Source organism: Actinokineospora auranticolor (assembly GCF_041897805.1).
Taxonomy (GTDB): Bacteria; Actinomycetota; Actinomycetes; order Mycobacteriales; family Pseudonocardiaceae; genus Actinokineospora; species Actinokineospora auranticolor.
In genome coordinates this window covers 7,306,923-7,321,473 of the sequence record NZ_CP154825.1, presented here as the reverse complement: position 1 = coordinate 7,321,473, position 14,551 = coordinate 7,306,923, and the positions used below count along the sequence as shown (strand labels likewise).

13 protein-coding genes are annotated in these 14,551 nt (G+C 71.3%); 7 read left to right on the top strand and 6 right to left on the bottom strand.

Features of this window, described 5'->3' with window-relative positions; all coding sequences use genetic code 11:
- Window positions 1-192 precede the first annotated feature (192 nt).
- The 6 genes from V5P93_RS31875 to V5P93_RS31850 all read left to right on the top strand — a co-directional run bounded on the left by V5P93_RS31875 (window position 193) and on the right by V5P93_RS31850 (window position 6,367).
- Window positions 193-879: a 2OG-Fe(II) oxygenase gene (locus V5P93_RS31875; protein WP_104482273.1), complete on the top strand. Its 687-nt coding sequence runs from the start codon at window positions 193-195 to the stop codon at window positions 877-879.
- Between the two features lie 199 nt (window positions 880-1,078).
- On the top strand, window positions 1,079-2,215 hold the full coding sequence (locus V5P93_RS31870) for an ABC transporter ATP-binding protein (RefSeq protein WP_104482274.1): 1,137 nt from the start codon (window positions 1,079-1,081) through the stop codon (window positions 2,213-2,215).
- 88 nt (window positions 2,216-2,303) lie between these two features.
- On the top strand, window positions 2,304-3,677 hold the full coding sequence (locus V5P93_RS31865; RefSeq protein WP_245931639.1) for an ABC transporter substrate-binding protein: 1,374 nt from the start codon (window positions 2,304-2,306) through the stop codon (window positions 3,675-3,677).
- Window positions 3,674-4,540 (top strand): metallophosphoesterase, encoded by an 867-nt coding sequence (locus V5P93_RS31860; RefSeq protein ID WP_219824142.1) that lies wholly within the window; start codon window positions 3,674-3,676, stop codon window positions 4,538-4,540. Before V5P93_RS31865 ends, V5P93_RS31860 begins: the two co-directional genes overlap by 4 nt.
- Window positions 4,540-5,499, top strand: a complete 960-nt coding sequence (locus tag V5P93_RS31855; RefSeq protein ID WP_245931640.1) for a carbohydrate ABC transporter permease — start codon at window positions 4,540-4,542, stop codon at window positions 5,497-5,499. Before V5P93_RS31860 ends, V5P93_RS31855 begins: the two co-directional genes overlap by 1 nt.
- Before the next feature lie 10 nt (window positions 5,500-5,509).
- Entirely contained in the window at window positions 5,510-6,367 is an 858-nt protein-coding gene (locus V5P93_RS31850; RefSeq protein ID WP_104482286.1) for a carbohydrate ABC transporter permease, read from the top strand.
- Window positions 6,368-6,369: 2 nt separating this feature from the next.
- Here V5P93_RS31850 and V5P93_RS31845 read toward each other — a convergent pair whose 3' ends face one another.
- From V5P93_RS31845 to V5P93_RS31825, 5 genes are all read right to left on the bottom strand, one after another.
- Window positions 6,370-7,254 carry a LysR family transcriptional regulator gene (locus V5P93_RS31845; protein ID WP_104482275.1) on the bottom strand — a complete coding sequence of 295 codons (885 nt, stop codon included), beginning with the start codon at window positions 7,252-7,254 and terminating at the stop codon, window positions 6,370-6,372.
- A 99-nt stretch (window positions 7,255-7,353) separates the two neighbouring features.
- Window positions 7,354-7,830: a GNAT family N-acetyltransferase gene (locus tag V5P93_RS31840; protein ID WP_104482276.1), complete on the bottom strand. Its 477-nt coding sequence runs from the start codon at window positions 7,828-7,830 to the stop codon at window positions 7,354-7,356.
- A gap of 47 nt (window positions 7,831-7,877) precedes the next feature.
- Complete coding sequence (locus tag V5P93_RS31835) at window positions 7,878-8,219, bottom strand: hypothetical protein (RefSeq protein ID WP_104482277.1); 342 nt, start codon at window positions 8,217-8,219, stop codon at window positions 7,878-7,880.
- 357 nt (window positions 8,220-8,576) lie between these two features.
- Window positions 8,577-9,833: a hypothetical protein gene (locus tag V5P93_RS31830; protein ID WP_104482278.1), complete on the bottom strand. Its 1,257-nt coding sequence runs from the start codon at window positions 9,831-9,833 to the stop codon at window positions 8,577-8,579.
- A complete protein-coding gene (locus tag V5P93_RS31825; RefSeq protein ID WP_104482279.1) occupies window positions 9,830-11,776 on the bottom strand; it encodes a hypothetical protein in 1,947 nt (648 codons plus the stop codon). The genes V5P93_RS31830 and V5P93_RS31825 overlap by 4 nt, the downstream gene beginning before the upstream one ends.
- Before the next feature lie 47 nt (window positions 11,777-11,823).
- Between V5P93_RS31825 and V5P93_RS31820 the strand changes: the two genes are divergently transcribed.
- Window positions 11,824-13,080 (top strand): IS4 family transposase, encoded by a 1,257-nt coding sequence (locus tag V5P93_RS31820; RefSeq protein ID WP_374066591.1) that lies wholly within the window; start codon window positions 11,824-11,826, stop codon window positions 13,078-13,080.
- Window positions 13,081-13,386: 306 nt separating this feature from the next.
- Here the strand turns inward: V5P93_RS31820 and V5P93_RS31815 are convergent, their stop codons facing one another.
- A complete protein-coding gene (locus V5P93_RS31815; protein ID WP_104481677.1) occupies window positions 13,387-14,508 on the bottom strand; it encodes a cytochrome P450 in 1,122 nt (373 codons plus the stop codon).
- Between the last annotated feature and the right edge of the window lie 43 nt (window positions 14,509-14,551).

The window sequence follows — 14,551 nt, the reverse complement described above, 5'->3', positions numbered from 1 at the left end:
CCGGCGTGCGCGGTGGAAATCGGCCTGAGGTCGCCTCGACTTCCCCGCGCGACTCGCCTCGGCGCACACGCCCGGTTCTTCGGCCAGGTCACGAGCTGGAAGGCGTATTTCCGGGCATTCGTCGGCCCGGTGCAACCGGCTCGCCCACGCCGGTGTTCGCCCTCGGAGAACCGGAAACGGAACGGAGTGGGCATGGGTGAGCTGGACTGGGCGGCGATCACGGCCGAGGTGGATGAAGCCGGGTTCGCGGTGACGCCGCCGCTGCTATCACCGGCGGAGTGCCGGGAGATCATCGAGTTGTTCGACCGGGAGGGTGTCTTCCGGTCGACCGTGGTCATGGCCAGGCACGCTTTCGGTGACGGCACCTACCGCTACTTCGCCGACCCGCTCGTCCCGCTCGTGGCGAAACTGCGGCGCGACCTCTACCCGCCCCTGGCCCGGCTGGCGAACCTCTGGGCGCGCAGGCTGGACGAGCGCGCCTACCCCGAGGACCTGGAAACCCTGCTCGCCGAGTGCGCCGACCACGGCCAGCACCGGCCGACGCCGCTGCTGCTGCGCTACGGCCCCGGCGGCTACAACTGCCTGCACCAGGACGTCTACGGCGACCTCACCTTCCCGCTCCAGGTCGCGATCATGCTCAGCACCCCGGACGAGGACTTCACCGGCGGTGAGAGCGTATTCGTGGAGAACCGGCCCCGGCAGCAGTCCCGGGCCATGGTCGCCCGCCCGGGCACCGGCCAGGGCGTCGTCTTCCCCGTCCGGCACCGCCCCGTCCCCGGCGCCCGCGGGTACCGCCGGGTCGCCGTGCGGCACGGCGTCAGCGCCGTCCACACCGGACGCCGCGCTGTGCTGGGCGTCATCTTCCACAACGCCCGCTAACTACCGCCCGCTCTCGCCCGATTGCGTTTTACGATCGTCAGGCCGCGGCCCGGAGGGTGTTTCCGCTGATCAACGGCGGTGGACAAGTCCAAAGGGACACTTGGGTGACGCCCGCGTTCATCGTCCGTACACGGATGGCTGCTGCACTTCCGGCCGTCGGGGGCTCGATGGCCCATCTTCGCTCCGGGAGTGCACAGTCGTGAGCCGTATTCACCTTCAGGGACTGACCCGGCGGTTCGGTGGGGTGACCGCGGTCGACGACATCTGGCTCGACGTCGCCGACGGGGAGTTCCTGGTGCTGCTCGGCCCCAGCGGCTGCGGCAAGTCCACGCTGCTGCGGATGATCGCCGGGCTGCTCGCCCCCACCGACGGCCGCGTCCTGCTCGACGAGGCGGACATCACCCACCTGCCCGCCCGCGAGCGGGACCTGGCCATCGTGTTCCAGAGCTACGCGCTCTACCCGCACCTGAGCGTGGCCCGCAACATCGGCTTCCCGCTGCGCGCCCGCCGCTGGTCCCGCGACGAGATCCAGGCGAAGGTGGCCGAGGTCGCCGCCGTGCTCGACCTCTCGGAACTGGTGGCGCGCAAGCCCAAGGAGCTCTCCGGCGGCCAGCGCCAGCGCGTCGCCCTGGCCCGCGCCCTGGTGCGCGACCCCGGCGCCTTCCTGATGGACGAGCCACTGTCCAACTTGGACGCGAAGCTGCGGTCCAGCACCCGGGCGGAGATCTCCGGGCTGCACCGGCGGCTGGGCGCCACCGTGGTCTACGTGACCCACGACCAGGTCGAGGCCATGACGATGGCCACCCGGATCGTGCTGCTGGACAAGGGCAGGCTCGAACAGGTCGGCACCCCGGAAGAGGTCTACGACCGCCCCGAGTCCACCTTCGTCGCCGGGTTCCTCGGCTCGCCGCCGATGAACCTGCTCACCGCCGAGGTCGTGCCCGACGGCGACGCCCTCCGGGTCCGCGCCGCGGATCTCGACCTGCCGCTGGGCATCACCGCCGACACGCCGCCGCGGCCGGTCGCGCTCGGCGTGCGGCCCGAACACCTGCGGCTCACCACCCCCGACGCCGCGGGCATCCGCGGTGTGGTCCGCACCGTGGAGAACCTCGGCAGCGAAGAGGTCGCGCACTGCGTCGTCGGCGACGAACGGCTCTGCCTGCGCGGTGCCCGCCCGCTCGGCCTGCACGCGGGCGACCCCGTCCACCTCACCGCCGCCCCCGAGAACCTGCACCTGTTCGACCCCGGAAGTGGTCGAAGGCTGGCATGGCAGCCGGTGCCGTCCTTCTCCCACCACCCGCCCCCCCTTCCCCACCCGGCACCGTCCCCGATCTAGCCCGCCGGGTCACCCTGCAGCTCGCACCGCCGCTCGACCTGTCGAGTTCGCCGCACCACCCCACCTGATCCGCCTCCAGGAGCACCCCGTGAGAAAGCTGTCCTTGGCGCGCGCCGGTGTCGCGCTGCTGTGCGCGACCGCGCTGTCGGCCTGCGGGCTCGGCGGCGAGACCGCCGCGCCGTCCTCCGCCCCCGCCACCGTGATCCCCGAGCTGGCCGCGGGCCAGCAGGTCTCGATCGTGTTCGAGAGCTACAACTTCGGCCAGGCCGGGGCGTGGACCGACACGTTCACCGAGCTGATCGGCAAGTTCACCGCCGCGCACCCCAACATCAAGGTCACCCCGCAGAAGCCGCAGGGCAACAGCGCGAACCCGGCCACCGACACCGTCTCCAGCCTGCAGAGCCAGCTGGCCACCGGCAACCCGCCGGACGTCGCGCAGCTCGGCTTCAGCGAGCTGGACTTCTCGGTCAACCAGCTCAAGGCCGCGCCGCTGGACGACCTGGTCGGCCGCGACGCCGTGCAGAAGAACTTCGACGGCGCCAAGTACCCGTACGCCAAGACCGCCCGCGCCCTCGGCGACTGGAACGGCAAGACCTACGGCGTGCCGTTCGTGTTCTCCACCCCGGTGCTCTACTACAACGCCGACCTGTTCACCCAGGCCGGTCTCGACCCGGCCAAGCCGCCGACGACGTGGGCCGAGGTCGAGCAGGCCGCGCTGGCGCTCAAGAGCAAGACCGGCAAGGAGGGCGTCTACGTCGACTGCCTCACCAAGTCCTCGAAGGACTGGTGCTTCCAGTCGATCGTGCGCTCCAACGGCGGCCGCGTGGTCTCCGAGGACCGCAAGACCCTCAGCTTCGCCGAGGCCCCGTCGGTCGAGGCGGTCACCGCGATGCAGGCCATGGTGAAGTCCGGCGCCATGCCCAACCGCACCCAGCAGCAGGGCACCGAGGGCTTCGCCCGCGGCGACATCGGCATGATCGTCGAGTCCAGCGCGCTGCAGGGCACCTTCGGCAAGGGCCTCAAGACCGGCCTGCGCTCGGCCGTGCTCCCGGCGTTCACCGGCAAGCCGGTCGTGCCGACCAACTCCGGCGCCTCGCTGTTCGTCTTCGCCAAGGACCCGGCCAAGCAGCGCGCGGGCTGGGAGCTGATCAAGTTCCTGACCAGCGAGGAGGCGTACACCACGATCTCCACCAAGATCGGCTACCTGCCGCTGCGCACCGAGCTGGTCAACGACCCGGCCGCGCTCAAGCCGTGGGCCGACAAGAACCCGCTGATCAAGCCGAACCTGGAGCAGCTGGCGAAGATGGAGCCGTGGGTGTCCTTCCCCGGTGACGACTACGTGCAGGTCCGCGACGGCATGATGTCCGCGGTGGAGAGCGTCGTGTTCCAGGGCGCCGACCCGAGCACGCTCAAGGGCAAGCAGGACGAGCTGGCCAAGCTGGTGCCGGGCGGCGGCCGGTGACCGACCCAGCCGCGGGGATCCGTCCCGAGCTCACCCTGGTCCAGCTCACCGACACGCACATCATGCCCGCCGGGGCGCTGATGCACGACACCGTCGACACCTCGGCCAACCTGGCCGCGGCGCTGGCGATGATCGAGGCGTCGGGGATGCGCGTGGACGCCTTCCTGCTCACCGGAGACCTCACCGACAACGGCTCACCGGAGTCCTACCGGCGCCTCGGTGACCTCATCGACCCGGCCGCCGAGCGGCTGGGCGCGCGGGTCATCTGCGCGGTGGGCAACCACGACGAGCGGACCGCGTTCCGCACGGAACTCCTCGGCGTCCCCGAGTCATCGGCGGAGTACGACGCGGTGTTCGACGTGGACGGTCTGCGCGTGGTGGTGCTGGACAGCTCGGAACCGGGCAAGCACGACGGGCACCTGTCCGCCGCCCAGCTCGACTGGCTGGGCAAGGTGCTCACCGAGCCCGCCCCGCGGGGCACGGTCGTGGTGGCCCACCACCCGCCGCTGCCGTCGCCGGTGCCGACCGTGCACCTGCTGCGCCTGCGCGACGCCGACCGGTTCGCCGAGGTGATCGCGGGCACCGACACCCGGCTCGTGGTCACCGGGCACGCCCACCTCGCGGGGGCGGGCTCGGTGGCCGGGGTGCCGGTGTGGATCGGGCCCGCGCTCGCCTACGGCGTGGTCCCGGTGCCGCCCGCCGGGCGGCTGCGCGGCAACGCGCACGCCGCGTTCACCCGGATCGATGTCTTCGGTGACCAGATCGTGGCGACCGCGGTCCCGGTCACGCCCGCCGCCGCCGTCTACGACGTGGACGAGACCGAGCGGCTGGCCATGTTCCAGCGCGTCATCGGGATCTGGTGATGACGACCGCCGGTGCTTTCGTCGAGGTCGAGCTGGTCCGGCCGCGGGTTGTCGCGGCCGGGCCCGCCGCCCGACCGGTGTGGTGGCGGCGCCTGCTCCGGGCGCTGCCGCCGTACCTGTACCTGACCCCCGCACTGGTGCTGCTGGTCGTCTGGACCTACCGGCCGCTGGCGCAGACCTTCCAGCTGTCGTTCCACTCCTGGAACCTGCTGCCCACCTCGCCGATCACCGAGGTGGGGTTCGACAACTACACCCGGCTGCTCGACACCCCGGACCTGGGCGCCGCGCTGTGGCGGACGCTGGTGGTCATCCTCGGCATGCTGCCGTTCACCCTGGTCATCCCGGTGCTGGTCGGCCTGCTCTCGCGCCGGGTGCGCGGCCGGGCAGGCGCGGTGTACCGGGCCATGGTGTTCGCGCCGATGCTGGTGGCGCCGGTCGCGGGCGCGGCGGTGTGGCAGTGGCTGCTCGACCCGACCGCCGGTGTGGTGGACAAGGTCGTCGGGTCGCCGATCAACTGGCTGCACGAGGCCGGTCCGGCGCAGATCGCGATCATCGTGATCACCGGCTGGCACATCGTCGGGTTCGCGGTGCTGGTGGTCTCGGCGGGCCTGACCGGGATCAACCCGGACTACGCCGCCGCGGCCGGGGTGGACGGGGCGTCGCGGGCGCAGGTCACGCGGTGGATCACGCTGCCGCTGCTGTCGCCGACGATGGCGTTCCTGGTGCTGATGACGGTGCTGCTGTCGGCGCAGTGGACCTTCCCGCTGATCGACACCCTGACCCAGGGCGGCCCGTCCGGCTCGACGACCAACATCTACTACCTGTTGTGGGACTACGGCTTCCACAGCTACGACGCGGGCCTGGGCGCCGCGGCCGGTGTCCTGTTCTTCGTCGGCTTCGTGGTGCTCGCCTCCGGGCTGGTCCTGCTGTCCGACCGACTCAGCCACCACGACGACTAGAGGTATGGCGATGACTGCGGCGGCTGTTGTGTCCCCTGTGGACGACGAGGCGGTGGGGGAGAGCGGTCGGGCGCGGTCGATCGCCGGGCACGTGGTGCTCACGCTGCTGAGCGTGGCCTGCGTGTTCCCCATCTACTGGCTCTACGCGACGTCCCTGCGGGCACCGGAGGACGTGTACTCGCTCTCGGTGCTGCCGTGGCCGCTGTCGCTGGAGAACTACGCCGACGCGTTCGCCAAGACGGACATGGTCGGCATGCTCGTCAACACCACGGTCATGGCGGTGCTCACGGCACTGGGCCAGCTGCTGGTGGCGCTGCTGGCGGCCTACGCGTTCGCGGCGTGGCGGTTCCGGTTCCAGAAGCTGCTGTACCTGATGTTCGTCGGCACCTGGCTGGTGCCGTTCCAGGTCACCATGCTGCCGAACTACGTGCTGCTGTCCCGTTTGGACCTGCTGGACACGTTGGCGGGCGTCATCATCCCGACGCTGTGCTCGGCGATGGGCGTGCTGCTGCTGCGCCAGCACCTGATGGGCTTCCCCAAGGAACTGCTGGACGCGGCCCGGATGGACGGCCGGTCGTCGTGGGGGATCCTGTGGACGGTCGTGGTGCCGACGCTGCGGCCGGTGCTTGCGGCGCTGGGCATCCTGCTGGCGATCACGGCGTGGAACGAGTACTTCTGGCCCGCGCTGGTCCTGCGGCGCGGCAACGACGTGGTCCAGTTGGGGCTGCGCAGCTTCATGGGCACCGAGGGCAACGACTGGGGTCCGCTGATGGCCACCGCCGGGTTGACCTGCCTGCCGGTCTTCCTGCTGTACCTGGTGTTGCAGCGGCACATCGTCAACGCGTTCGTGCGGTCGGGGTTGAAGTGACCTCAGTCGGCGGGTGGCAGGCAGTCCACGAACGCGGCCACCAGGGGCGCGTGGTCGTTGGCCACCCAGACCGCGTACAGGTCGAGGGTGGGCACGGGGTCGTAGAGCTTGACCACCACCGTCTGCGCGGACGTGCCGACGTTCGCGGCGCGCGCGGCCGAGGCGAACCCGACCACGGGTTTGACGGAGGCCAGGATGCCGGTCGCGCCCGGGTCGTCGACCTCCTCGGCCACGGTCAGCCGGATGCCGCACCGCTCGGCGGCGGAGAAGATCGCGTCGTACATGGCCGCGGACTGGGCCCGGGCGAACAGGATGCACGACTCCCCGGCCAGTTCGCCGAACGGCACCTTCTCCCGGCCCGCCCACCGGTGCCGGACCCCGACCACGGCCACCAGCGGTACCTTCAGCAGGTGCCGGTGCCGCAGCCGGGCCGACGTGGGTTTCCCGTAGACCATCGCGACGTCGATCCGGCCGTCGTCGAGCGCCGCGAGCTGCGGCCCCGTCCGCATCTCCTGCATGTCGACGTCGATGAGCGGGTAGCGGGCGGCGAGGGTGGCCAAGGCCCCGGGCAGCACCCGCTGCCCGGCCGGGAAGTTGTACCCGACCCGGATCGTCCCGGCCCGCCCGGCTGCCGCTGCCCGCGCCGCGTGCGCCGCCTTGTCGACCCGGGCGACCACGTCCCTGGCCAGCTCGCGGAACGCCTCGCCCGCCGGGGTCAGCCGGACCTCGTGGGAGTTGCGGCTGACCAGCTCCACCCCCACGGAGCGCTCGAGCCGCTGCAGGTGCTGGCTCAGCGAGGGCTGGGCCAGGTGCAGCCGCGCGGCGGCGCGCCCGAAGTGCAACTCCTCGGCGATGGCCAGGAACGAGACCAGATGCCGCAACTCCATACCCCGCCCCTCCCGCAGCCGCCGTCAGGTTAACCGCGGGCGGGGATCAGCCGGTGAACGCCGGGCGTCCACTTGCGAACGCCCAGTTGGCCCGGCAGGTCAGGGGGTCGGGTCCGGTACCGGCGACGCCGCGGGTCGGTCGCCGAGTTCGCGGACGAACCGGGCTTTCTGGTCGCACCAGTCCTCGTAGCCCAGTGCGCGGTAGAAGGCGTGCGCGCCGGTCCGGTGCCGGGAACTGGTGACCTCCATGACGACGCACCCCAGCTCCCGCGCGGCCGCCTCGGCCGCGGCGACCAGTCCACGTCCGACCCCGCTCCCGCGCCGGGTCTCGTCCACCACCAACGCCACGATCCGCCCCAGAGCGCCTTCCCGCTCCAGTAACGGGATCGCGGCCACCGCGACGACACCGACCACACGACCCCCGGACTCGGCGACGAACGCGGCGCCGTGCTCGGTACCCGACCACCGCGCGAGCCTGCGGCGCACCCCGGCCTCGGTGTTGTCCGGATAGCCGAGTTCGACGAGCAGCGCGGTCACGGCGGGTGCGTCGGCGCTGCGCACCGGGCGGATCTCCACGGGGCCTCCCTCTGCTCGGCGCCGACCAGTGTAGAGGCGCGCGCGGGTCAGTCCGGCTTGCCGAAGAGCGGCACCTCGATCACCTCGTGCAACCGGCGCGAGTCGACGGTGAGGTCCACCGCCACGCGCAGGGTCGTCCCCCGCAGGTCGACCGACACGCGGCCGGACAGTCCCCGCGCCTCGCCGCTCACCTCGAACGACGCCCGGGTCGGCGCCGGGTCAGCGCCACCAGCGGGGCGGCCGGAACCAGTGCCACCACCGTCGACCCGTCGGGCTTTTCCCCCGGTCCCCGCCTCCGGGCGCCGGGGCGCCAGCGCGCGCAGTCCCTCCGGGATCTCCGCGCGGACCAGGGCCACCGCCTGCTCGTCGGGTCCGAACAGGCCGGACACCTCGTCCGGCCCGGTCAGTGTCAGCTGGGCGGCCCACCCCGTGGTCTCGCCCCGCAGCAGTTCGCCCGCCTTCGTCGTCGTCGGGGGACTCCAGCAGGCGCTCGACTTCCGCTTCCGGGAACTCCGCCACGACCAGGTCGCGCAGAGCGTCGCCGGGGCCGGGCCGCGGTCGCGACAGCCAGTCCCGCACCAGGGCGAGCACCGCGCCGACGTCGTCGGTCTCGTCGCCCGACAGCACCAGCGTCATCCGGATCTCGGTCGCCGTCGCGTCCCGGCGGCCGGTCGGGATCGCGCTCGCGCAGAGCCGCCAGCCGTCCTCGTCGGCGCCGACCAGCAGCGACGGGTGCTCCAGCGACGTCAACCGGCCGAACGGGCGCTCCCACCAGGCCCGCGGCGCGGTGCCGAGGAACGCGTAGTCCGTGGCCAGTCCTCGGGTCCTGACGTGGGTTCGCACGCTTCTCCGCACAGGTCGCGCACGCGCGAGCCGAGATCGGCCTCGGCCAGGTGCTTGAGCTGCCTGCTGAGGTTGAGGACCAGTTCGTCCGCCGACCGCGCCGCCGCCAACCCGGTGCGGGCCGCGGCGCGCCACTGCGCGCGCCTGCCCGACGTCCGGTAGCAGAGGTTGAGCAGCAGACCCGCGTCCAGGTCGGCCTGCTCGGCCAGCTGCGGCGCCACCTGGTGACGGTCCAGCGCGTCGTCGCGCAGCGCCCGCTCGCCCAGGTCGAACAGGTGCCGCACGACCAGCGCCAGCACGTCGTCCGCGCCGACCGCGCTGAGCTCCGGCGGCCTGCCGTCCGGTCCGCGGCGGATCCGGTACCTGGCCAGGAACTGCGGCGCGCCCCGCGTGCCCTCCGGCACCCGCCAGGCCCCGGAGCGGAACTCGACGCAGCCCATCGTGTCAATAGGACAGTGCTGGACCCGGGTCCTGGGCGCCTCGGTCCGGATCGCCGAGAGCACCGGCCCGTACACCTCGCGCACCCGCGCGAGCAACTGCGCCGACCGGTCCCGCCGACCGCCGTTGTCCGCGAAGCAGGACTCCGTGCGGACCGGGCAGAAGATTGCCGGCGCCGGTTCGCCCGGCTGCCGGTGGCGGTGCCGGGCCCAGTCGGTGACCACGTCCTCGACCGCGGAGAGCGTCAGGGTGCGCGGCACGTGCCGCTGGTTCGGGTTGTTCACCGTCTCCATCAGCACCACCGCGTCCACCGGGATCAGCAGCACCGTCGCGGTGGCGATGAACTCCCGGCACCGCAGCCGGCGCTCTTCGTCGACCCGCCGCCGCGGGTCCAGCCAGCCGCCGGGGTGGTCGAGCAGGTCGAGGTGCAGTTCGGCGTCCGGCAGGCCGGGGTCGAACTTGAGCCGGAACCGGAACGGCTCCTCGGTGCCGCACATCGCGCCCGGCTCGAACTGGCCGCTGACCCGCCTGCCCTCCAGTTCGTCGCGCAGGTCCTGGATCTTGTTCTCGGTCGGCGCGTCGGCCCACCGCATCCGCACCGACGTGCGGGCCAGCAGGCTCTCGCCGCTGCGCAGCAGGCAGTTGACGATGGTGCTCTTGCCGATGCGGCTGGGGCCGACCAGCCCGACGCGCAGCGAGAGGTCGCGGATGGCGGCGGTCATCGGTCGTACCCCCGTAGGTCGGCGGCTGCCGCCGCCCCGGCCACCCGGGCATTCGCGCCGTCCAGCTCGTCGAACTCCGCGGGCCACAGGCGGTCGCGGTAGGACCGGGCGAGCTGGCGGATCTCCCGGTGCGCGTCACCGGAGCGGATCAGGGTGTCGTCGAACTGCTCGACGGCGGCGAAGAGCACCTGCCCGGGCAGCGCGGCCTCGCGCAGCAGCGCGCCGCGGATGCGGAAGGTGGCCTGCTCGGCCAGTTCCGACACGATGCGGAACAGCTCGGCCACGCCGTCAGGGGTGCTCGGCACGGCGATCTGGACGGTGGCCCCGCCCCGGTCGTCGGCGACCTGAAGGTGCAGGCCGTCCAACTCGGGGCGGACCCGGGGGTGGAGCTGGGTGCGGTAGTCCAGCCGCGGGCCGAGCAGGTCGTCGAGCGCGGCGCGGGTGACGGCGCACGGCTCGGCGGCGTCGCCCGCGAGGTCGGCCAGGTGGCGCAGCGCCGCCGCGCCGGTGCGGTCGTCGAGCAGGTCGCGCAGCTCGCCCTCGGTGGCCAGACCGGTGACGGCCTGCTGCCAGACCAGCTCGACCCGGTCGTGGAAGAACCGGTCGAGCGCGGCGAACCGGGTGCTCAGCTCCACCCGGACCCGGTTCAGCTCCCGGCCGGTGAACGCGGCGCCGCCGTCGTCGCGGATCGCGCTGCGCAGCGCGTCGCGGCACCACTGCTCGCGGCCGACGCCGAGCCCGTTGCGCACCCAGGCGAGAACGTCTTCGTGGACGGCGTCGACCGCCCCGGCGTACGCGGGGTCCTCGCCGTCGGCCTGCCGGTTCGCGGCGTCCGCCTCCAGGACCTGCAAGTGCAGGTCCGCGCTGCCCTCGTTGAGCTTGCGGGTGACGTCGTCGCGCGGGTTCGCGACCAGGGTCGGGGTGCCGTCGCCGGTGTTGAGCAGGGTGACCGCGCGGGCGTCGGCGTCGCCCCGGTAGGCCATGCCCTCGACGGCGCGCTTGACCAGCAGCACCACGTCCACCTCGTGCCGCAACCCCGTGACGTGGTGGCGGTCGGCGTCGAGGGTGATCTCGCCGATGCCGGGCAGGTCGCACCCGCCGATCGCGGCCAGGTCCGGGTGCGGGAACGCGCACTCGATCCGGTTGTCGCGCACCGCGAGGTGCTTGCACGGTGGGTCACCGGCCCGCTTGGCCGCGACGACCGGGTAGGTGACGTACTCGCGCAGCCGGTCGAACTCGTCGCCGTCGAGCTCGAACGGCCCGCCGCCCCGGTCCAGGAAGTCCACATAGGACGGTAGGGTGGCCTGGATCTCGCGCAGGTCGTTGAGCAGCGTCGGGTGCGCCGCTGCGGCGTGCGCGCGCTCGCCCGGGGCGGGGTAGCGCCAGGCGCGGAACTCCGCGACGCCGGTCGGCGCGTCGGGCAGGCCGAGCGCGGCGTGCCGGGGTCGCGGGTGGGCGGCGCGGAAGCCGGTGCAGGTGTGCGGTTCGAGGACCGCCCGGCGCCTGCCGACCACGTGGTGGATCCGGCTGCGCACGGCCGTGACGGGGATGCCCGAGCCGGTGGGGAGTTGGGCGTCGGCCAGGCCGGAGGTCGACTGGAGCAGCGAGCTCTTCCCGACGCGGGCGCTGCCGCTGACCCCGATGGTGACCGTCGTGCGGCCGACCCCCGTGGCGACCCGGCCTGGCTGGCCGAGGACGTCGGTGACACCGGCGCGGGCGTTGGCGACGGGGAGCGCGGTGAGCCGGTCCGCCGCGTCGGACGACCCGCCCGGCGGGTGTGGGGCCTCGGCCAGGTGCGTGATGGCCGAGGCCGGCGTCGAGGGCCGCGTCCGCGCGGTGCCAGGACTCGATCTCGGCGCGCACGCCGCACAGGTGTTCCCGCCGGGCCCGCACGACGGCGGTGATCTCGTCCGCGATAGGTCCCACTCGCCCCTCCGGCCCAATGCCACTAACTTAAGCAAGGAGCTGCTATTATTTTCGGGTGGCTCGCGTGGTGCAGGTTCGTGGTGGTGTCGTTGATTCGTCGGCTGTTCGGTTGACCGATCGGATCTCGTTGGGTGTGTTGGCGGAGGTTTTTCCTCGAGATGTGATCGAGGATGTGTTGAACGAGACGGGCCGTCGCGAGTTGCGTTCTCGGTTGCTTCCCGCGCATGTGGTGGTGCGGTTTTGTTTGGGGATGTGCCTGTTTTTCGATGATGATTACGAGGAGGTGATGCGGAAGCTTGTTGGGTCGTTGCGGTCTGTGGGTTCGTGGCGTGGTGAGTGGAATGTTCCCTCGACGGCGGCTATTTCCAAGGCTCGGAAGCGGTTGGGGGTCGAGCCGTTGAGTCTGTTGTTTGAGCGGGTCGCTGTTCCGGTGGCGGGGCGGGGTACCACAGGGGCGTGGTTGGCGTCGCGTCGGTTGATGGCGATGGATGGGTTCTCCGTGGATGTTCCGGATACGCCCGAGAACGCGGCGGAGTTCGGTCGACAGCGTAATCAGTCGGTCGAGTCAGCGTTTCCGCGGGCGTTGATGATCGTGTTGGGCGAGTGTGGTTCCCGCGCGATCGTGGGGGCCGCGATCGCCGGGTGCCTGACCAGCGAGAAAACTCTCGCGAGAGACATCATCGGGTCTGTCGAGCCGGACATGCTGGTGATCGCCGATCGGGGCTTCTACGGTTTCGATCTGTGGAACGAGTTCCGTCGTACTGGCGCTGACCTGCTGTGGAGGGTGAGTTCGGCTGTCACGTTGCCGGTGTTGGAGTGGTTGCCCGACGGTTCGTATCGCTCGATCCTGGTCAGTTCGGCCGTGCGCCGAGGGCGCCGGGATCGGCTGATCGAGAAGGCCCGCCGCGGCGAGGATTGTCGTTCCGAGGATGCGCAACCTGTTCGGGTGGTCGAATATCAGGTTCCCGACCGGGCGGGTGACGGGGCAGCCGAGGTCGTGTGCGTGGTGACGTCGATTCTCGACCCGACCGAGGCGACCGCCATGGAATTGGCTCTCGCCTACCATGAACGCTGGGAATGCGAGGGTTTGATCGATGAGATGAAGACCCATCAACAAGGATCGGGTAAGACGCTGCGGTCGAGATCGCCCGACATGGTGCGTCAGGAACTGTGGGCGTTCCTGCTCGCACACTATGGCATTCGGCGTGTGATGTGCTCGGCGGCCGACGAGGCCGACGTCGACCCTGATCGACTGTCCTTCATGCGGTCTCTTCGAGTCATCCGACGCCAGGTCCCCGCCGAGGCGGATTTTTCCCCCTGAACGCCAAGCGAGAGCGTTATCGGAGACCCGCGCGGAAATCAACGAGAGACACCTCGCGGCCCGAAGGCACCGAACGTGCCCCCGTGTGGCCAAACGTGGACGCCATAAACGCTACCCCACCAAAAAGGGCAAACATCAAGGCGTTCGACATCAGGGTCCGGCCACCATCAGAATCCTCGCACCTAGCTTAAGTTAGTGGCATTGCCCCTCCGGCCCGTCCGCCGGTGTTTCGCCGGAGACGCCGGTGACGTTATCGCCCAACCCCCGCCGCTTCGCTCGAACGGCCGGGATAACGGCTGTTTCCCGCTATCGGTCGCCGATTACCGCGGGCAACGAACTCAAGCGCCAGGTTCCGCCATCCGGCGCCCGGACGCCGGTGCCGACTTTCAGGCCGGGGAATTCGCGGAACAGGGAAAGCAGGGCGATTTCGGTCTGCACGCGCGCCAGGGACGCGCCCAGGCAGAAGTGGGGTCCGTGCGCGAAGGAGAGGTGCCCGATGCCGCCCCGGGCGGGGTCGAACTCGTCGGGTCGGGCGAAGAAGCGCGGGTCGCGGCTGGCCGCGCCGATCGCGATCGTGACGGCGGCGCCGTCGGGGATCACCACGCCATCGACCTCGACGTCCCCGACGGCGAACCGGGGGACGGTCAGCAGTTGCGGGCCGCAGAAGCGCAGCACCTCCTCGACCATTCCGGGGCCGATCCGGTCGGGGTGCGCGGCCAGCACCTCGATCGCGTTGGAGATCAGGTTGCCGGGGGTCTGACCGGCCAGGATGAGGTGCCAGGCGAGGGTGATGAGCTCGTCGTCGGTCAATTCGCCCGCGATCAGCGACGAGAGGACGTCGTCGGCCGGGTTGGCCTTCTTGTGGGAAATGAGTTCTCGGGCGCTCTCGATGATTTCCGGGATGGCGTTGATGAAAGCGGGGCCGTATCCTGCGGAAATCGCGGCCCCGTATTCTCGCCACCGTGGGCGGCTTTCCTCGTCGACCCCCATGAGTTCGCAGATGACCTCCATCGGGAGACGGGCGGCGAAATCGGTGACGAGGTCGACCGGGTCGGACAGGTCGGCCAAGAAACCGTCGACGATCCGCTGCACGCGGTCGCGCAGGGCGTCGGCTTGGCGCACGGAGAAGCCGGGGGCGGTCACCCGGCGCTGGCGGGTGTGCTCGGCTCCGTTCATCTCGCCCATGGTCCGCAGGTACCGCAGGCACGAGTCGGGGATGCCGGGCGGGCGCAGGAAGCTCCGTTCGTTCAGCTCGAACCGCGGGTCGGCGAGGACCGCGCGGGCCGGGGCGTGCCTGGTCACCGCCAGCAGGTCGGACATCCCGGGGATCGCCAGGCGGACGACGGGGGACTGCTCGCGGGCCCGGCCGTAGACGGTGAACGGGTCGTGCAGGACGGCGGGGTCGGACAGGTCGATCTCGGGCAGCATGCTCGGGCTCCAGATGTTCAATTCAGATGTTCATATCATCTGG